Annotated in this window: 22 protein-coding genes and 1 pseudogene; 12 read left to right on the forward strand and 11 right to left on the reverse strand. The window is 71.9% G+C overall.

Annotated elements, in window-relative coordinates:
• Positions 1–237 precede the first annotated feature (237 nt).
• On the reverse strand, positions 238–723 hold the full coding sequence (locus IO24_RS0130985; RefSeq protein WP_031141397.1) for a nucleoside deaminase: 486 nt from the start codon (positions 721–723) through the stop codon (positions 238–240).
• Positions 724–874: 151 nt separating this feature from the next.
• Between IO24_RS0130985 and IO24_RS0130990 the strand changes: the two genes are divergently transcribed.
• Positions 875–1,651, forward strand: a complete 777-nt coding sequence (locus IO24_RS0130990) for a GNAT family N-acetyltransferase (protein WP_031141399.1) — start codon at positions 875–877, stop codon at positions 1,649–1,651.
• Between the two features lie 341 nt (positions 1,652–1,992).
• On the opposite strand, the gene IO24_RS0130995 is transcribed toward IO24_RS0130990, so the two are convergent.
• The gene (locus IO24_RS0130995; RefSeq protein ID WP_031141401.1) at positions 1,993–2,433 is read right to left on the reverse strand and encodes an SPW repeat protein; all 441 of its coding nucleotides are present in this window, start codon (positions 2,431–2,433) and stop codon (positions 1,993–1,995) included.
• A gap of 229 nt (positions 2,434–2,662) precedes the next feature.
• Between IO24_RS0130995 and IO24_RS45780 the strand changes: the two genes are divergently transcribed.
• From IO24_RS45780 to IO24_RS0131010, 4 genes are all read left to right on the forward strand, one after another.
• Complete coding sequence (locus IO24_RS45780; RefSeq protein WP_167551642.1) at positions 2,663–2,839, forward strand: hypothetical protein; 177 nt, start codon at positions 2,663–2,665, stop codon at positions 2,837–2,839.
• A 122-nt stretch (positions 2,840–2,961) separates the two neighbouring features.
• On the forward strand, positions 2,962–3,039 hold the full coding sequence (locus tag IO24_RS47690) for a putative leader peptide (protein ID WP_351405193.1): 78 nt from the start codon (positions 2,962–2,964) through the stop codon (positions 3,037–3,039).
• Between the two features lie 192 nt (positions 3,040–3,231).
• Positions 3,232–3,786 carry an NADPH-dependent FMN reductase gene (ssuE, locus tag IO24_RS0131005; RefSeq protein WP_031141403.1) on the forward strand — a complete coding sequence of 185 codons (555 nt, stop codon included), beginning with the start codon at positions 3,232–3,234 and terminating at the stop codon, positions 3,784–3,786.
• A gap of 50 nt (positions 3,787–3,836) precedes the next feature.
• Positions 3,837–4,988: an LLM class flavin-dependent oxidoreductase gene (locus IO24_RS0131010; RefSeq protein ID WP_031141405.1), complete on the forward strand. Its 1,152-nt coding sequence runs from the start codon at positions 3,837–3,839 to the stop codon at positions 4,986–4,988.
• A gap of 197 nt (positions 4,989–5,185) precedes the next feature.
• On the opposite strand, the gene IO24_RS0131015 is transcribed toward IO24_RS0131010, so the two are convergent.
• A complete protein-coding gene (locus IO24_RS0131015; protein ID WP_031141406.1) occupies positions 5,186–6,235 on the reverse strand; it encodes an acyl-CoA dehydrogenase family protein in 1,050 nt (349 codons plus the stop codon).
• 69 nt (positions 6,236–6,304) lie between these two features.
• Positions 6,305–7,408 (reverse strand): substrate-binding domain-containing protein, encoded by a 1,104-nt coding sequence (locus tag IO24_RS0131020; protein ID WP_031141407.1) that lies wholly within the window; start codon positions 7,406–7,408, stop codon positions 6,305–6,307.
• A gap of 79 nt (positions 7,409–7,487) precedes the next feature.
• On the opposite strand from IO24_RS0131020, the gene IO24_RS0131025 reads away from it, so the two are divergent.
• From IO24_RS0131025 to IO24_RS0131040, 4 genes are all read left to right on the forward strand, one after another.
• Entirely contained in the window at positions 7,488–7,937 is a 450-nt protein-coding gene (locus IO24_RS0131025) for a MarR family winged helix-turn-helix transcriptional regulator (protein ID WP_037668850.1), read from the forward strand.
• Between the two features lie 207 nt (positions 7,938–8,144).
• Positions 8,145–9,035 carry a glycoside hydrolase family 19 protein gene (locus tag IO24_RS0131030; RefSeq protein ID WP_031141409.1) on the forward strand — a complete coding sequence of 297 codons (891 nt, stop codon included), beginning with the start codon at positions 8,145–8,147 and terminating at the stop codon, positions 9,033–9,035.
• A gap of 77 nt (positions 9,036–9,112) precedes the next feature.
• Positions 9,113–10,474, forward strand: a complete 1,362-nt coding sequence (locus tag IO24_RS0131035; RefSeq protein WP_031141410.1) for a phosphoinositide-specific phospholipase C-related protein — start codon at positions 9,113–9,115, stop codon at positions 10,472–10,474.
• A 42-nt stretch (positions 10,475–10,516) separates the two neighbouring features.
• Positions 10,517–11,425, forward strand: coding sequence for an oxidoreductase (locus IO24_RS0131040; protein WP_031141411.1), 909 nt, complete (start codon positions 10,517–10,519; stop codon positions 11,423–11,425).
• Positions 11,426–11,432: 7 nt separating this feature from the next.
• On the opposite strand, the gene IO24_RS0131045 is transcribed toward IO24_RS0131040, so the two are convergent.
• Both IO24_RS0131045 and IO24_RS0131050 read right to left on the reverse strand, forming a co-directional pair.
• The gene (locus IO24_RS0131045) at positions 11,433–11,891 is read right to left on the reverse strand and encodes a pyridoxamine 5'-phosphate oxidase family protein (protein ID WP_031141412.1); all 459 of its coding nucleotides are present in this window, start codon (positions 11,889–11,891) and stop codon (positions 11,433–11,435) included.
• Positions 11,892–11,939: 48 nt separating this feature from the next.
• On the reverse strand, positions 11,940–12,341 hold the full coding sequence (locus IO24_RS0131050) for a tautomerase family protein (protein WP_031141414.1): 402 nt from the start codon (positions 12,339–12,341) through the stop codon (positions 11,940–11,942).
• Positions 12,342–12,477: 136 nt separating this feature from the next.
• On the opposite strand from IO24_RS0131050, the gene IO24_RS0131055 reads away from it, so the two are divergent.
• Positions 12,478–12,870 (forward strand): VOC family protein, encoded by a 393-nt coding sequence (locus IO24_RS0131055; RefSeq protein WP_031141415.1) that lies wholly within the window; start codon positions 12,478–12,480, stop codon positions 12,868–12,870.
• Between the two features lie 44 nt (positions 12,871–12,914).
• A complete protein-coding gene (locus tag IO24_RS0131060) occupies positions 12,915–13,994 on the forward strand; it encodes an adenosine deaminase (RefSeq protein WP_031141416.1) in 1,080 nt (359 codons plus the stop codon).
• Here IO24_RS0131060 and IO24_RS0131065 read toward each other — a convergent pair.
• From IO24_RS0131065 to IO24_RS0131075, 3 genes and pseudogenes are all read right to left on the reverse strand, one after another.
• Positions 13,976–14,491: a mycothiol transferase gene (locus IO24_RS0131065; RefSeq protein ID WP_031141417.1), complete on the reverse strand. Its 516-nt coding sequence runs from the start codon at positions 14,489–14,491 to the stop codon at positions 13,976–13,978. The genes IO24_RS0131060 and IO24_RS0131065 overlap by 19 nt on opposite strands.
• Positions 14,492–14,518: 27 nt before the next feature.
• Positions 14,519–14,902, reverse strand: a pseudogene (locus tag IO24_RS41100) (carotenoid oxygenase family protein); the annotation flags it as partial.
• A 267-nt stretch (positions 14,903–15,169) separates the two neighbouring features.
• Positions 15,170–16,084, reverse strand: coding sequence for a LysR family transcriptional regulator (locus IO24_RS0131075; RefSeq protein ID WP_031141419.1), 915 nt, complete (start codon positions 16,082–16,084; stop codon positions 15,170–15,172).
• 117 nt (positions 16,085–16,201) lie between these two features.
• Between IO24_RS0131075 and mgrA the strand changes: the two genes are divergently transcribed.
• Positions 16,202–17,194 (forward strand): L-glyceraldehyde 3-phosphate reductase, encoded by a 993-nt coding sequence (mgrA, locus tag IO24_RS0131080; protein ID WP_031141423.1) that lies wholly within the window; start codon positions 16,202–16,204, stop codon positions 17,192–17,194.
• A gap of 43 nt (positions 17,195–17,237) precedes the next feature.
• On the opposite strand, the gene IO24_RS0131085 is transcribed toward mgrA, so the two are convergent.
• Both IO24_RS0131085 and IO24_RS0131090 read right to left on the reverse strand, forming a co-directional pair.
• Positions 17,238–17,525 carry a DUF1905 domain-containing protein gene (locus IO24_RS0131085; RefSeq protein WP_031141425.1) on the reverse strand — a complete coding sequence of 96 codons (288 nt, stop codon included), beginning with the start codon at positions 17,523–17,525 and terminating at the stop codon, positions 17,238–17,240.
• A gap of 77 nt (positions 17,526–17,602) precedes the next feature.
• Positions 17,603–17,986 (reverse strand): nuclear transport factor 2 family protein, encoded by a 384-nt coding sequence (locus IO24_RS0131090; protein ID WP_031141427.1) that lies wholly within the window; start codon positions 17,984–17,986, stop codon positions 17,603–17,605.
• Positions 17,987–18,190 lie beyond the last annotated feature (204 nt).

Here is an 18,190-nt window from a genome sequence, read left to right on the forward strand (position 1 = left end):
CCGCCCAGCCCTTCAGTCGCAGCGGGTGACGACCGTGACCAGGGTGATGCAGACGGCCATCAGCCGGCGTGCCGGCAGCGAGGACAACATGCCTCCCCCCGTCGGGGAGCCTGGACGTATGGCTGGTCTTACACCTGGTCCCGTTCAGATCGATCGTATGTTCGCCCGAGGGGCCCTGCATCTCGGGCGGGGGCCCGCCGGCCCGGGCTCGACGCTCCCGGGCCGGGGCCCCGTGTCTCAGTCGCGTCCGCGGTGGAACCTGATGTGCAACTCCCTCACCTGGCCGGTCAGTTCGGGAACGGGACCGTCCACCACTACACCGGGTGCGACGTCGCGCACGGGGAGTGTCCGCACCGGCGGCGCGGGGACACCCAACTCACCCAGCCAGGAAGCGAGTTGCTCGGACGACGCGACGTAGACAATGCGCCCGAGGCCGACCCAGGCGTGCGCGGCCGCGCACATCGGGCAGTGCTCGCCGGAGGTGTAGACCGTGGCGGCCGCCCGTTCCCCGGGCGTGAGGTGGGCCGCCGACCAGCGCGCCAGCTCGAACTCGGGATGCCGGGTGCGGTCGCCCGAGGCCACCCGGTTGTGGTCCTCGCCGAGGACGGTGCCGTCCCCACCCACCAGGACCGAACCGAACGGCTCGTCCCCCGCCTCCAGGGCCTCCGCCGCGAGCTCCACACAGCGGCGCAGGTGGGGCAGCTCGGTGTCCTTCACGACCATGCGGCAGGCCTTTCCCACGACAATGCGACCAACAGGACCTTAGGACGCCGGTGCGCGAGGGCAAAGGAACGGGGCCGCCGCGGGGCCGAGAGGGGGCCACTGCGCCGGAAAACCCGTTGCCCTCCGGCCCGGCTGCTGCTGAAGTCCGCTCATGGATCATGCCGAGTTGCTCGCCCTGTTCGACCGCGACCTGCGTGAGGGAGCGCGGCCGGACGGCCCCGATGCCCGTGTCGAACGGGCCGGCGACGTCGTCCGCCAGGTCGCCTCCGCGCAGGGCTGGAACGGCGTCGTGTGGTCCGCCCTCGACGAGGCCGGAGCGGACGCGGCGATCGCCGGGCAGATCGGCCACTACACCGGGCTCGGCCTCGACTTCGAGTGGAAGCTGTACGGGCACGACCGGCCGGCGGATCTCGGGCGGCGGCTGCGTACGGCCGGGTTCACGCCCGGGCCCCAGGAGACGCTGATGATCGGCGAGGTCGACGCCCTGGCCCTCGACACCGAACCGCCCGCGGGCGTGCGCATCGTGCAGGTCACCGACCCGGCGGGCGTGGATCTCGTGGCCGACGTCCACGAGAAGGCGTTCGGCGCGGACAGCTCCTGGCTGCGCCGCCGGCTCCTCGCCCGGCTGTCGGGCGACCCGGACACCGTCGTCGCCGTCGTCGCGATGGCCGGCGACGAGCCGGTGAGCGCGGCCCGCATGGAACTCCTGTCCGGCACGCCGTTCGCCGGCCTGTGGGGCGGCGGCACCGTCCAGGGCTGGCGCGGCCGCGGCATCTACCGCACCCTGGTCGCCCACCGCGCCCATGCCGCCGGGACCCTCGGCTACCGCTACCTCCAGGTCGACGCCTCCAGCCAGAGCCGGCCCATCCTGGAACGGCTCGGCTTCGTGCCGCTGACGACCACGACGCCGTACGTGTACACGTCGTAGCCGAGCGGGGGCCTGCGGATGTCACTTCCTCGCCCGGCCGATCCGTCGCACCGGGCGGAGCGCGAACTCGGCTGGACGCCGCGCTACGCGTCGAGCGGCGAGGGCTCGCCGCGCTGCGGTCGGCGGGTCCCCCCTGAGGCCCGCAGTCGGCGGAGGCGGCGCAGGCCTGGTGTGCGGCGACTGCGGCCGGTGGCTGTCCACGGCCGGTCCCGGTAGTGCTTCTGCCCCCGGACGGCCGGGGCGCCCGGCTCCGGGTCCCGTCACCGCGGGCGGCCGCCCGGTGGACATGAACGGGCCGGTCCGGGGTGTGGACCGGCCTTCGGTTCCCTTCCGGCGGAGCGCTACGGCCTGGGCGAGGCCTTCGCCGCCGCTCCGGCGCACACCAGCCCCAGGATCACGGTCAGTGCGCCGATGATGATGTTGTTCCACAGGACACCGGCGTCCGGGCTTTCGCCCACGACCCACGGCGAGATGATCAACCACACGCCGAGGGCGCACATGGCCCAGCTCAGGCCGTACATGCGCTCCGGAGCGCGAGTGAACCCGAGCGCCAGCAGGCCGATCGCGATACCCATGATCAGGTTGTGGGTGACGAGAGCCGGCTGGCTGGTCGTGTAGTGGACGATCCACGGGGAGGCGGCGCAGTACAGACCGAGCAGGAACACCGGTCCGTCCACGAGCGCCACATCGCGGCCGCCGAGTACGCGGGCATACCGGTCCCGCATCTCGGAGGCGTCAGGGTGGGTGGTCATGTCACCTCTGGTGGGCGAGACGTTGGCCATGACTCGTCTCCTTCATGATGCAGGGCGACCGCGTCTGGAGGGGTATGCGGTAAACGCCGCGTAAGCATCATTCTGCTCTTATTTCGCCTTTATGTGTAGAGGTGGGTGAGGAGCGTGGCACCTACCCGGCGGTACATGTCCGGTTGGATCGGGGGCATCCGGATGTGTACGACAGTGACCGATCGACGTCGCCCCGGCGGGCGGCGCGGGACAGGGGAGGGCAGCGGACGTGACTGCGGCCATCAGTGCGAAGGTGTTGGAGCGGTTCCCGGCGGGGTCTCCGCGCGGATCGTGGCCCGCTGAGGAGTGCGCGGCCCGCCACCGCGCCGAGGGCGAGCCCGCCACCGTCGTGATGGACCTGGAATCCGACGCGTTCCTCGTGGTCGTCCCGGCGGACGAGGACTGAATTCCTCCGTCTCGTACGGCCTTTCGTGTCACCTTCTGTGAAATCCGCGGTCCGGAATACGAGATGGGTCGCGGATTTCTTGACGGGCGTCGTCTCCCACTGCCACGATCCATGGCATGACCATGCGACTGGACCTCACGCGGCGACGCCACGTCGACCTCGCGCGCGTCTCCAGCGCTTCCTGTCGCGCCGCAGCCTGAGTCCTCCGGCTCGCCGCTTCTCCACACCGCCGTACCCGCCGCCGGCCGCACCCCGCCGTGCCGGCGTGACGCCCCGCGCGGTGCTTTTCCTGCACGCCTGAATTCGGCGTTCCAGCACGCCTTTTGAACGGGGCGTTCCCGAATTCGGCCCTGCCTGCGCGCAGTCGCGCCTTCTGCTTGAAAAGAGAACCCATGGCCACCGTTCTGTCCGTCTCCGGCAGCCCCTCCGCCGCCTCCCGCACCAGCCGACTGCTGCGCCACCTGGACAAGCGGCTGGCGGCCCAGGGCCATGACGTCATCCCGCTCGACGTCCGCACCATCCCCGCCGAGGCCCTGCTCGGCGCCGACTTCCGCCACCCCGCGATCGTCGAGGCCACCGAGCTGTTCGCGCGGGCCGACGGCGTCGTCGTCGGCACACCCGTCTACAAGGCGTCCTACTCCGGTGTCCTGAAGGCCTTGCTGGACCTGCTCCCGCAGTACGCCCTGGCCGGCAAGACCGTGCTGCCGCTCGCCACCGGCGGCAGCGTCGCCCACGTCCTGGCCATCGACTACGCCTTGCGCCCGGTGCTCAACTCCATGGGCGCGGCCCACATCGTGCAGGGCTGGTTCACCCTCGACAAGGACATCGCCGTGCGGGACGACGGCTCCCTGACCGTCGCGCCGGCCGCCACCGAGGCACTCGGCCAGGTGGTCGACCAGTTCTCCGCGGCGCTCGGCCGCACTCCGCTGCTGGCGGTGGCGGGCTGACACCTCCCGCCGCCGAGCCACCCCACGTTCCCCCTCGATCGGAGACCCCCGTGTCCCTCACCTTCCACTGGTTCCTGCCCACCAACGGCGACAGCCGCCATGTCGTCGGCGGCGGTCACGGCACCCCGGCCACCGCGTCCGGGCGGGACCGGCCGCCGACGGTCGCCTACCTGAGCCAGATCGCCCGGGCCGCCGAGGAAGTGGGCTTCGCGGGCGCCCTCACGCCCACCGGCGCCTGGTGCGAGGACGCGTGGCTCACCACCGCGATGGTCGCCCAGCACACCGAACGCCTGAAGTTCCTCGTGGCCTTCCGGCCGGGGCTGATCTCGCCCACGCTCGCCGCGCAGATGGCCGCCACCTTCCAGCGGCAAACCGGCGGACGGCTGCTGCTCAACGTCGTCACCGGCGGCGAGAACAGGGAGCAGCGCGCCTTCGGCGACTTCCTCGACAAGGACGGGCGATACCGCCGGACCGGCGAGTTCCTGCACGTCGTACGGGGATTGTGGGAGGGGCGGACCGTCGGCCTGCACGGCGAGCACGTCCGAGTGGAGGACGCGGCACTGGCACGGGTGCCCGACCCCGTGCCCGAGGTCTACTTCGGCGGCTCCTCGCCCATCGCCGGTGAGATCGCCGCCCGGCACTCCGACGTCTATCTCACCTGGGGCGAACCGCCCGCACAGGTCGCCGAGAAGATCGCCCGGATCCGGTCCCTGGCCGCCGCACAGGGCCGCACCCTGCGCTTCGGTATCAGGCTGCACGTCATCACCCGTGACACCGCCGAGCAGGCCTGGGCCGAGGCAGACCGGCTGCTCGACGGATTCGACCCGGAGACGGTGGCGTCGGTGCAGGCCGGGCTCGCCCGCAGCGAGTCCGAGGGACAGCAGCGCATGCTCAACCTGCACGGCGGCCGCCGCGACCGCCTGGAGATCCACCCCAACCTGTGGGCCGGCATCGGCCTGGTGCGCGGCGGGGCGGGCACCGCCCTGGTCGGCGGCCACGACGAGGTCGCCGAGCGGATCCGGGAGTACCACGCCCTCGGCATCGACGAGTTCATCCTCTCCGGCTACCCGCACCTGGAGGAGGCGTACTGGTTCGGCGAGGGTGTCCTGCCGCGCCTCGCCGCGCAGGGACTGTGGCGGCACCCCGCGGGCGAGGAGACCACGTCCGCGGCTCCGGCCCCCTTCGTGCCGGTCGCGAGCTGACACCCGGCGGCTCGCCTCACGAAGACCAACCCTGGAGCCACCCGTGAAGCAGCCTGCCGCACACACCGTCTCGATCACCGCCGGGCCGCGTCACTCGCACCGGTCGAGCCGCTGAAGCCGCGCGGTACACCGTCCCCCGAGGCGACTTGCCGGATCCCGGCCCGGACGGACCAGGTACCGGCCGTGCCCCGGCTCGGCTAGCCGGACGCCAGCGAGCCGAGGTGCGTCCGGCGCGCCTCGGCCGTCTGGCCCTGCACCAGCAGGAACATCCCCTCGCGCGCGAGCCGCTGCGCCCGGCTGCCCAGGTCCATGGAGCGGCCACCCCCCGCCACGACGGCCGCGGTGGTGGCCGCGCGCAGGAGGTCGTAGGCGCGTGTCTTCACGGCCAGTCGCTCCGGTACGCAGGCGTGCGGGGCGGGCCGGTCGGCCAGGGCGTAGGCCTCCCGGCGGACCTCGTCGAGCCGGGCCCGCAGCGACCGGGCCGTCTCCACCCCGTCGGGGGTCTGCGCCACCAGGTCCAGCGCCGCGTACGCCACCCCGAACACGGCCGGACTGGCGTTGGCGGCCCGGCCCAGGTCGACCAGGGCGAACTCCTTCTGCGACGTGCGCAGCACCACGGCCTCCTCCGGCACCCGCAGGCCGTCCAGGTCCAGGGACACCGTACGGGCGGCGGTGAGCGCCGCGAGCCGCATCGGCGCCGATGCCGTCAGCCCCGGCTGCTCGCAGGCCTCGGCGAACACGAACACCACCTCGGCCGTGTCCGTCACCCCGGCCAGCAGCATCACGTCGTTCAGACCCCAGCCCGTGTACCAGGGCACCCTGCCCTCGAACCGCCAGCCGCCCTCCTCGGGAACGGCCCGTACGGGCACCCGGGGAAAGGCACGGACATGGGCGAAGGCGATGCCGGCCATCAGCTCGCCGGTCGCCAGTGGGCGCAGCAGCTTCTCGCGGACGGGCGAGTCGTATGTGGCGAGCAGCTTCACGGGTGTGTGGTGCTGTGTCTGCACGAACCATGTCGAGCAGCACGCCCCGGCCAGGATCTCCGCGGTCTCCCGCGCCACGGCCACGGGCGCGTCAGCCCCGCCGTATTCCCGTGGCGCGCCCACCCCGAGCAGCCCCGCCCGCTTCACCGCCGCCACATGGCTCGCGGGCACACCCTCCTGGTCGACGCGCTCGGCCTGCGGGACGAGGAGGTCGCTTGCCAGTCGCTGTGCGCGGGCGACGAGGGGGTGGGGTGTGGTGGTCATGAGGGGATTCTCGCGGTCGGGCGGCGTGGGGCGCCGATCCGGGGGTGTGTCGCCGGCCGGACCGTCCGCTCAGGGGCGCGTGTCCAGCTCCGTGAGCACGTCGAAGTCGAGCCCGTCGGCCCGCGCCAGGTAGATCCGCTGACGCACATGAGCGTCCCGCAGATGCAGCAGCCCGCGCGGGCCCTCGTACGACACCGCCCCGGCCGCGGCGCCGATCGCCGCGACGTCCAGCGTCCCGGCCCTCCTCAGCAGGGCGGCCAGCAGCAGCACGCCCTCGTAGCAGGACTCGCCGAGGCTGCCGAGGGCGGGAGCCTCGACGCCGTACCGGGCGGCATACTGCCCGTGGAAGTCGAGAGTGTCGCGATTGGCCAGCGAGGCGAAGAACCCGGCCGTGCTGTAGAGGTCCTCGGTGGCCGCCGGGCCGCTCGCCACCAGCATGTTCTCGTCCATCAGCGTGCTCAGCCGCAGACAGCGCGCGTGCAGGCCGTACTCCGCGAACGCCCGGTTGAAGCGCACCGCGTCACTGCCGACGAGCAGCATCAGCACCGCGTCGGCGTCCGAGCGTTCGACGCGGCGCAGCACCGGCTCGAAGTCCTGGGTGCCGAGCGGCAGGTACACCTCACCGGCGACGCACCCACCGGATCCCCGGGCGTACCCGCGTGCCGACCGGGCCGTGTGCCGCGGCCACACGTAGTCGTTGCCCACCACGAACCACCGCCGCACCCCGCGCTCGCGTGCCAGCAGATCCATCGCCGGCCGGAGCTGGTCGCGCGGCGTCTCGCTCGTCAGGAACACCCCCGCCGTGTCCTCACCGCCCTCGTACAGCGCGGTGTACACGTACGGGACGCGGTGCGCGATCCTCGGCGCCAGCGCCTGCCGCACCGAGGAGATGTGCCAGCCCGTGACGCCCTGCACGGCCCCCAGGTCAACCAGCGCCTCGACCTCGTCGGCGATCTCCCGCGGCGTGCCCGAGCCGTCGACCGGCACCAGCCGGAGCTGTCTGCCGAGCACGCCGCCGTCCCGGTTGACCTCCTCGGCGGCCAGCCGCGCGCACAGCTCACACGTGGGCCCGAAGATCCCTGCGGGGCCCCGCAGGGGGAAGACGAGAGCCACGCCGAGTACCGAGTCGTCGGCCGTGAACCACTCGGGCCCGGGGAGGTCGTGCCGGAACATGGCGTCATGATTCCGGCTCCCCCGGGCGAACTCCAGTGCGTCTCCTACGATGGACATCCCTCGTGACCTAGGAGCAGGGATGCCCAGCCCCACCCCGCGTCGGCCAGACGACCTCGTGCAGTTGCTGACCCGGGCCGAACGGCTCGCGGCACGGCGATTGCAGGGCGTTCTGGAGGCGGAGGGCTGCTCTCTCGACGCGTGGCGGGTGCTGGCCTCGCTGTCCGACGGCGAGGGGCACCACATGACGGGGCTCGCGGACGCCGCCTTCCTGCCGCCTCCGACGCTCACCAAGCTGGTCGACCAGCTCGTCGACCAGAACCTCGTGCACCGCAGGGTTGATCCGTTGGACCGCCGCCGTGTCCTCGCCCATCTCACCCCGCGCGGCCGGGCGTACTGGCAGCGCGTCGACCGCGCGGTCCGCGCCGGCCGGCCCTCGCTCGGCGACGGCGACGACCTGCTGCGGTCCCTGCTGGACCGGCTGGCGGCGACGCTGGAGGAGTCCGCGCACGTAGCCCGGGCACGCGGCTGACCGGTCGTCACCCGGCGCGAACAGCACCTCTGGACCTGACTGGTCTACACCCTTGACTGGTACAGACCAACGCGGTTGAGTGTGCCTCCACAGCCCCCACCACGGCCGCCCCCACGCCGTGACCGGACCACCGGTGCGTGCGGTCAAGGGTCTGCTTCACCCTGCCCCCGACAGGGTGCGGCCGTGCTCCGCGAAGGAGTCGCACCCGTGTCGAGACGCCGTATCTCCGCAGTCCTGGCCATCCTCGCCCTCGCCGGCGCCGCGCCGGTTCTCCTGCCCGCCTCGAACGCCTCGGCCGCCGCCTGCTCCAGCTACCCGAACTGGACGGCGGGGAAGGCGTACGCCGCCGGCGACATCGTCCGCTACACCGACGGCAAGGCCTATATCGCCGAGCACGCCAACCCGGGCTACGACCCGGTCATCAGTACCTGGTACTGGGAGCCGTACGCCTGCGACAGCGGCCCCGGCACGCCCAACGCCCGCTTCGTGGTGACCGAGGCCCAGTTCAACCAGATGTTCCCGAACCGGAATTCCTTCTACAGCTACAGCGGCCTCACCGCGGCCCTGAGCGCCTACCCCGGCTTCGCCAACACCGGCAGCGACACGGTGAAGAAGCAGGAGGCCGCCGCCTTCCTCGCCAACGTCAGCCACGAGACCGGCGGCCTGGTGCACGTGGTGGAGCAGAACACCGCCAACTACCCGCACTACTGCGACTGGAGCCGGCCCTACGGCTGTCCGGCCGGCCAGGCCGCCTACTACGGGCGCGGCCCGATCCAGCTGAGCTGGAACTTCAACTACAAGGCCGCGGGCGAGGCGCTCGGCATCGACCTGCTGAACAACCCCTGGCTGGTCCAGAACGACTCGGCCGTCGCCTGGAAGACGGCCCTGTGGTACTGGAACACCCAGACCGGCCCCGGCTCCATGACCCCGCACAACGCCATGGTGAACGGCGCCGGCTTCGGCCAGACGATCCGCAGCATCAACGGCTCCCTGGAGTGCGACGGCAAGAACCCGGCGCAGGTGCAGAGCCGCGTGAACAACTACCAGCGGTTCACGCAGATCCTCGGGACGTCTCCCGGCGGCAACCTGTACTGCTGACGCCGGACCCCACGGCGTGGTGTCATGCGGGATGTCATGAACCTGACTGGTTGATCCGAAGGGCATCCCTCATGCGACTGAGCACCCCCCACGCCCTGCTCGCCACGACCGCGGCGCTGGCCGCCGTGGTCGTGGCCCCCCAGACCGCTGCCGCCGCTGCTCCGGCCCCGGGTACGTACTACGTCCAGAGCGCCACGACCGGCCTCAACGCGGCCGACAGCGGCGGAGCGGTCGAGCAGCACAGACCCCGCGGCAACGAGGGCCGCCAGCAGTGGCAGCTGAAGCCGAACGGTTCCTCGTATCTCCTGGAGAGCACCGACGTGTCCGGCAACTGCCTCGGCCGCAGCGGCGACCAGGCCGCGACCGTCGCCTGCGCGAGCGCCGACGCCCTCTGGGAGATCAACCCGCTCGACGCCGACCGCTACACGCTCAAGGCCCCGGGAACCACGCGTCACCTGACGGTGGCTCCCCAACCGCCCGGCGCCACCTACCCCGTCCGCCTCGCCCTCGGCGGCTCCGGCGACCTCGCCGCCTGGTACCTCACCCCGGTCGCCCCCGCCACCAACCCCATGCCGCCGCAGGACCGGCGCACCCTGGACCAGGTCACGTTCCTCACCACGCACAACGCGTACGCCAACGGCGTCGACGGCGGCTTCGCGCCGCCCTTCGTCAGCCTCGTGCCCAACCAGACCCGTGGCATCGAACGCCAACTCGCCGACGGCGTGCGCGGATTCATGCTGGACATCCACCAGACCCCGGACGGCGCGATCCTCTGCCACAACAGCTGCACACTCGTCAGCAGGCCCGTAGCCCTGTGGGTCGACCTCCAGCGCATGGTCGACTTCCTGAAGGCCCATCCCGACCAGTTCGTCACCGTCTTCCTGGAGGACTACGTCGACCCGGCCGTCCTGCGCGCCGAACTCGCCCGCGTGGCCGGCCTGTCGGACGTGCTCTACCGGCCCGACCGCACCGGCGTACGGCAGAACGGCTGGCCGACGATGGCGGAACTGGCCGCCGCGGGCGACCGGCTGCTGATCTTCACCGACCACAGCCGCTCCGCCGACCAGGCCGCGGGCCTGACCCGGGACAGCTTCGGCGTCATGTACCAGCGCGAGTGGACCGTCGAGAACCACTGGTCGATGGGCTCGGGCATCGGCTCCTCCGACTGGTCGTGCTACAGCCGCTGGTACGGCCCCGACACCAACATCCCGCTGACCCGCACCGAACCCGGTTTCCGCCCGCTGTTCGTCATGAACCACTTCCGTGACGTCCCGATCGCCGGCACGGCCGGCACGGACAACACCAAACTCGCCGACCGGGCCCAGAGGTTCTGCCAGCCGGCCGCCCGCAAGAAGCCCACCTTCCTCGCCGTGGACCACTACGACCGCGGCAACCCGGCCTCCGCCGTCACCACCCTCAACTCGTACACGTATCCGTAAACCGGCTTCGCCGGCCGGCTCGTGATGTGTGAGACTCCGCCGATGAGCTCACAGACGATCACCGCGGCCACCGCCGGCACCTGGAAACTCGGCGACCTGCCCGTCCACCGCCTCGGCTTCGGCGCGATGCGGCTGACGGGCAGCGCCGCCTTCCACCACGGCACACCGAGCGACCGCGACCGGTCGATGGCCGTCCTGCGCAAGGCGATCGACCTCGGCGTCAACCACATCGACACGGCCGCCTTCTACTTCTCGTCGCTGCGCTCCGCCAACGAACTCATCAACACCGCGCTCGCGCCCTACCCGGACGACCTGGTCATCGTCACCAAGGTGGGCCCCCACCGGTCCTACGACGGCGAATGGGGCACCTCGGCCCGCCCCGAGGAGCTGCGCGGCCACGTGGAGGAGAACCTGCGCCAGCTCGGCCGCGACCACCTGGACGTGGTCAACCTGCGCCGGATGCCGAAGTACGATTCCGTCGCCGAGCACTTCGGTGCCCTCGCCGAGCTGCGCGAGGCAGGCCTGATCCGCCACCTCGGCATCTCCAACGTCACATGCCGCCATCTCGCCGAGGCCCGGGCCATCGCCCCCGTGGTCTGCGTCCAGAACCGGTACGCCCTCGACCACCCCGACCCCGGCACCGACGAACTGCTGCGCGTCTGCGGCGAACAGGGCATCGCCTTCGTGCCGTTCTACGCCGTCGCCGGCGAGGCCGCCGAGCAGGGCGCCACCACCGCCCACGACGAGGACGTCCGCGCCGTCGCCCGGGCCCATGGCGCGACCCCCGCCCAGATCCGCCTCGCCTGGACCCTGCACCAGGGCCCCCACGTCCTCGCGATTCCCGGCACCGGCAACCCCGACCACCTCGCGGAGAACGTGGCAGCGGGCGCGATCCGCCTCACCGACGAAGAACTGGCACGGCTCGACGCGCCGCGCCACAAGGCCGGTTGAGCGACGACTACACGGCCCAGACACCCTCCCGCATGAGATGCCTGCGCGGCAGCTCGTGCTCCTCGCACCACGCCTGCACCCCGCGCGGCCGCACCCGGAAGAACGCGTACGACGCGTGGTCCTCGCGCGGATCCCAGCCGGTCTTCGCGCGGAACGCCTCGGCCGCCGCCGACGGCACCTCCCGCATCGGGTAGGTCCGCACCTCACCGTCGACGAGCACGACGTCCCGGGTGTCCCCGAAGGCCAGCCGGGTCCGCCCGCCGTCCCGGAGATTGCGGCCGGTGGGGTTGGTCAGCCGGGTGCACAGCCACACCGCGTCCTCGTGCCACACGAACCACAGCGGCACCAGACAGGGCACCCCTTCGGGATCCGCCGATGCGACCCAGATGTCCATCTCCCGCTCCAGACGGCCCAGCAGGTCCGCCTTGCGCTGCTCGGGGGTGCGGGGCGGTTCGGTGATCTTCATGGCCCCGACGCTAGCGGTCGCAGGAGCCCGGCGCCTCGGGCCGCGGTCCTAGTCCCGGGGCCCGGGACTTTCCACATACTGCGCCACGCCCTCTCCCAGCGACCAGTCCGCCGACTCGTTCTCCGTCAGCACGACGAACACGTTCCGCGGCTCGGTGCCCGCGTACGCGTGGGCCAGCTCTGCGATCCGGCGGTACAGCGCCCGCTTCTGCGCGGGCGTGCGGCCGGAGCGCAGCGTGATCGCGATGTAGGCGATGCCGTCGTCGCGGTGCACGCCGAGGTAGTCGTCGCAGCGCAGGGTGCCGGTCGTGCCGTCGTGGTCCGCCAGGACCTGGAACCGGTCGTCCGGCGGGATGCCGATCGTCTCCTTCAGGGCGTCGTGCACGGCACGGCCGAGTGCGGCGAGGCGCTCGGGCCCGGCCCGGAGCGTGTCGATACGGACGAAGGGCATGGGGCCTCCGATAGTCGGGATCGTTAGTGTACATACTAGTAGTTACAGAACATGGGCCGGTCGTCGGCGGACGGTTGGCATCGATGGGGTTTTACGTATAACCTCTCCGGTCAACCGCCCGCTCCGAGAGGCCCCGATGAGACGTATCGCCCTGGTCACCCTCGTCGTCGACGACTACGACGAGGCGATCCGCTTCTACACCGACGCCCTCGGATTCCGCCTCGCCGAGGACGCACCCCGGCCCGACGGATCCCGCTGGGTCGTCGTCGAACCCGGCACCCCGGGAACCGGCACCGGTCTGCTGCTGGCCCGCGCCAAGGGGGAGACCCAGACCGCCCGGGTCGGAGACCAGACGGGCGGACGGGTCGGGTTCTTCCTGCACACCGACGACTTCGCCCGCGACCACGCCCGGATGGCCGCCGCGGGCGTGACCTTCCTGGAGGAACCGCGGCGCGAGCCGTACGGCACCGTCGCCGTTTTCCAGGACCTGTACGGCAACCGCTGGGACCTGCTCCAGCCCGCCGGCTGACCCCTTACCGCCGCTTCGAACCACCTGCTCGAGGAAAGACCGCCATGACTGCTACGCGCGTAGACTCCGATCTGATCCGCCGCCTCCCCAAGGCCGTGCTGCACGACCACCTCGACGGCGGCCTGCGCCCCGCCACCGTGGTGGAGCTGGCGGACGCGGTCGGCCACACCCTGCCCACCACCGACCCGGACGAGCTCGCCGCCTGGTACTACGAGGCCGCCAACTCCGGCGACCTGGTGCGCTACATAGCCACCTTCGAGCACACCCTCGCCGTGATGCAGACCCGCGAGGGCCTGCTGCGCACGGCTGAGGAGTACGTGCTCGACCTGGCCGCCGACGGCGTCGTCTACGGCGAGGTGCGCTACGCCCCCGAGCTCAACACCAGGGGCGAGCTGACCATGGCCGAGGTCGTGGAGACCGTCCAGGAGGGTCTGGCGGCGGGCATGGCGAAGGCGGCTGCCGCGGGCACGCCGGTGCGGGTCGGCACCCTGCTGTGCGGGATGCGGATGTTCGACCGGGTGCGCGAGGCCGCCGACCTGGCCGTGGCGTTCCGGGACGCCGGTGTCGTCGGCTTCGACATCGCCGGCGCCGAGGACGGCTTCCCGCCCGCCGACCACCTCGCGGCCTTCGAGCACCTGCGCCGCGAGAACGTGCCGTTCACCATCCACGCCGGGGAGGCGCACGGCCTGCCCAGCATCCACCAGGCCCTGCAGGTGTGCGGCGCCCAGCGCATCGGGCACGGTGTGCGGATCACCGACGACATCCCGGACCTCGCCGCGGGCAAGCTCGGCCGGCTCGCGAGCTGGGTGCGCGACCGGCGTATCGCGCTGGAGATGTGCCCGACGTCCAACCTCCAGACGGGTGCCGCCACCTCGATCGCCGAGCACCCGATCACCGCGCTGAAGGACCTCGGCTTCCGCGTCACCCTCAACACCGACAACCGGCTGGTGTCGGGTACCACGATGACCCGCGAGATGACCCTGCTGGTCGAGCAGGCGGGCTGGAGCGTCGAGGATCTGCGCACGGTCACCGTCAACGCCCTGAAGAGCGCGTTCCTCCCCTTCGACGAGCGGAACGCGCTCATCCGCGACGTGGTGCTGCCCGGTTACGCCGCCGCGCTCTGAAGCAGCCCCCGGAGGTAGGCGGCCTGTCCGATGTGCTGGAGATCGTCGGACAGGACGCTGACCAGCCGGACGCCCAGGGTGACCGGCGGGTCCCAGCGCTCGTCGACGACGCGCTCCAGATCCTTGGCCGCCAGGCCCCGCAGGGCGTCCAGGCTCTGCTCGTGCACGGCGTCGTAGTAGCCGGTCAGCAGTTCGCCCGAGTCGACCCGGACCTTGGTGACCTTGGCGGGGCTGTGGCCGTAGCCCGTGTCACGGCGGGGCAGGCCCAGGCCGAAGCGCTTCTCCCAGTCCTGGGACAGCCAGACCTGTTCATGGCCGAAGGCGTCGGCCAGATGGTCGTCCTGGACGCGGGTGAGGTGCCAGACCAGCCAGGCGATCGAGTTGGTGTCGGGGGAGAGCCGGGCGCTCAGCTCCTCGGGCCCGAGACCCTCGACGGTGGCGTGGACTTCTTCGCGGATGCGGTGATAACCGTCGATGAGGATGTCCTTCGCATGCATAGCTCCACCATCGCGCATCGCCGGGGATCACGCGTCGGGAATCCAGCTCCCGTGGAAGCCCAGCGGCACCCGCCCCGGGAGATGGATGCGGGCCACCGGCTCCCCGGTGAAGTCCTGGGCGGCGAGGATCACCAGGTCCGAGGCCCCGCGGTCGGGGTTGTGCACATATGCGATCGCGTACCCGTCGTCCTCCGCCGCCCCGACGTCGCACGGGTCGGACGGCACGAACACGGCCTCGCTCGCCGCCGCGCCCTCGGGCAGCCGGTGCACCTCGGACGTGCCGCGCAGCAGATCGTGCTTGATCAGCGCGTTGGCGAAGGCCCCGTCGGGCGGGGTGCCGTCGACCGCCTGGTAGGCGAGGGACATCTCCGCGGCGGCGGCCGAGTAGCCGTACCGGTGCCGGCGTGCGGGATACGGCCGGTGACGGGCAGGTCGAAGGCCGTCAGCTCCTCGGTGACCGGCGCGAACGCGCCCTCCAGGAAGGGGAAGCGGCGCGGGGTTCGGGACGCTGCCGCGGCGGACGCTCCTCCCGCTCCGGTGCCGGCCAGCGTGCCGGCTGCCGTGATCGCCGCCGCGCCGCGCAGCACGTTCCGTCGTGTGTGATCCGTCATCTCGCCGACTCCCGACCGCAGTTGCCGTCGGGGACGGTCACGAGTCCGGTGCGCGGGACCGATCGGGTCAGGAGGGGTGGACACCCTCCTGGGGTGGTGCCAGGCCCCCGGTTTCCAGCAGGGCCATCAGTGCCCGGGCCGCCGGGCTGGTCGCCTGCTCGGGCGGCAGCAGAGCCACCGTCTCGTAGACGGCCTCGCCGGTGCCCTTCACGGGAAGCGCGGTCAGGGAGGCGCGTTTGTGTGCGAAGTGCCGCGGCACGACGGCGACGCCGAGGTTCTCGTCGACCAGGTCGAGCAGCGTGTGCACGTCGTTCACCTCCAGGGCCACCGTCCGCCGTACGCCCGCGGCCGCGAACACCGTGTCGGTGGTGCGGCGCGGACCCCAGTCCGGCTGGAAGTCGACGAACACCTCGCCGCCCAGTTCCTCCGGGGTGACCGCCGCACCGGCGGCGGCCAGCCGGTGGCTGGAGTGACACAGCAGCGTCATCGGCTCGCTGGTCAGCGGCACCGATCGCAGCTGGTCGCTGTCCGCCTGCGTCCGCACCGCGAACGCCAGGTCGAGCCGCCCCGCCTCGACGTCCTCCGCGAGTGCGCCCGACCCGGCCTGCCGCAGACAGATCTCCACGTCCGGATGCCGGTGCCGGAAGGCGGCGAGCAGCCCCGCCACGTGCACCCCGGCGATGCACTGCTCGCTGCCGAGCGCGAGCATGCCGCGCAGCACGCCCTGCACCGCCGCCACCGCCTCGTGCGCGGAACGCACCTGCGCGAGGATCCGCTCCGCCTCACCGAGCAGCGCCCGTCCGGCCGGGGTGAGTGTCACCCGGCGGGTCGTGCGCACGAACAGCGGCGTCTGCAGCTCCCGCTCCAGCGCCCGGATCGAGGCGGACAGGCCCGACTGGGACACCAGGAGGCGTTCCGCCGCCCGGGTGAAGTGCTGGTCCTCGGCGACCGCGACGAAGTGCTGCAAGTGGCGCAGTTCCATGACTGAGAAGCGTAGCCGCTGAATTCCATCGGATTCTTCTGTTGGACGCATGGGAGCAGGTCACGCCAGAGTGGACACCGGTTCCATCCCGACCGTGCCAACCCCTCTGGAGTCGCGTTGTACACCGCACACCCCGACCGCTACGCGGACATGCCCTACCGGCGCACCGGACGCAGCGGTCTGAAGCTCCCCGCGCTCTCGCTCGGCCTGTGGCACAACTTCGGCCCGGACCGGTCCGTCGAGACGCAGCGTGCCATCCTGCGCCGCGCCTTCGACCTCGGCGTCACCCACTTCGACCTCGCCAACAACTACGGCCCGCCGCCCGGCGCCGCCGAGTCCGCGCTGGGCGAGTTCCTGAAGACGGACTTCGCCCCGTACCGCGACGAGCTGGTGATCTCCTCCAAGGCCGGCTACCTGATGTGGCCCGGCCCGTACGGCGAGTGGGGCTCGCGCAAGTACGTGCTGTCCTCGCTGGACCAGAGCCTGAAGCGGATGGGCCTGGACTACGTCGACATCTTCTACTCGCACCGCCCCGACCCGGACACCCCGCTCGAGGAGACGATGGGCGCCCTGCACTCGGCGGTGCAGCAGGGCAAGGCGCTGTACGTCGGCGTCTCCAACTACTCCGCGGAGCAGACCCGCGAGGCCGCCCGCATCCTGGGCGAGCTGGGTACCCCGCTCCTCATCCACCAGCCGCGCTACTCGATGCTGGACCGCCGCCCCGAGGACGCGGGGCTGCTCGACGCCCTCGACGAGCTCCAGGTCGGCTCGATCGTCTTCTCCCCGCTGGAGCAGGGCGTGCTCTCCGCCCGCTACCTCGACGGCATCCCCGAGGGCTCGCGGGCCGCGAGCGACAGCCCCTTCCTGAACTCCGACGCCCTCACCGAGGACCTGGTGGGCCGGCTGCGCGACCTGAACGACATCGCGAAGTCCCGCGGCCAGACCCTGGCCCAGATGGCACTGGCCTGGGTGCTGCGCGGCGGCCGGGTCACCTCCGCGCTGGTCGGCGCGAGCAGCGCGCAGCAGATCGAGGACAGCGTAGGCGCCATCCGCAACCTGGACTTCGACGCGGACGAGCTCGCCCGGATCGACGCCATCGTCAAGCAGTAGCGCATCCGCCTGCCCGGGGGCGGCCACCCCCGGGCACCCCGGGTCAGGAGCTGATCCGCTCCTCGAGGCGCACCGTCACGGTGTCGCCCTCCTCCTTGCCGATGGCCTTGCGGATGCCCGCCTTCACGGGCAGCTTGTGCGTGCCGTCCCCCAGCGCCATGAACGAGCTGCGGAAGGGGTGTCCGTCGATCGTCCCGCGGACCTTGACCAGGCCGCGGGTGCCGAAGAACTCGACGGACCGGGGCCAGACCAGATAGGTCCAGCCGCCCTCGGCGGGGCTCTTGCGCAGGACGGCGGTGAACTCCGCGTCCAGTTCTGCCGTGGTGGCCATGGCGTCCTCCGGTGCTCGGCGGCCTCTTCCCTCATGCAGACCGCCGGACCCCGGAGAACTCATCGCGGACGCCGGCCTCACGCCCCGGCGGGCACCCGGTCCAGGAATCCGAGCACGGCCCTGATCCGGCCCTGCCCGTCCAGCGTGATCACATCGGACCCGGCGACCGGCGCCGAGCCGTCGGCCGCGCTCACCAGCTCCCACGAGAAGCGTGCGGTGTCGTGGTGCCCGTCGACGCCACCGGTGAGCCGGAACTCGAACCCCGGGAACTGCTCGCGGGCCGCCGCGATCAGCCCCGCGATCTCCTCATGGCCGCTGACGTCGGCCAGGGGGTCGGTGTAGCCGCCGTCCTCGGTCCAGGCGGCGGCGACCGCCTCGGCGCGAGCCGCCGGGTCCTCGGCGTTCCAGGCCTCGAAATAGCGGGCGACGGCGTCCTCGTGGCGGTGGGCGGTTGCGGACATGGCGATCAGCCTCCAGGAAGGTCGTATCTGCTGGTCAGAGGCCGGGTCCTGGTCTCGGTGAACCCGGTGAGACCACCTTGCCCGCACCCGCCGGGAGCGTCGATTACCTCCGGAGTCATGGGCCGTCGCCACCGCGCGCACGATTCCGGCCAACTCGAGCGGTGAATATGCCAGGAGAGTGGCCGGAAAGTCATGGTGACAGTG

The sequence above is a fragment of the Streptomyces flavovariabilis genome, from assembly GCF_000725785.1.
In the GTDB taxonomy this organism is placed as follows: domain Bacteria; phylum Actinomycetota; class Actinomycetes; order Streptomycetales; family Streptomycetaceae; genus Streptomyces; species Streptomyces hawaiiensis.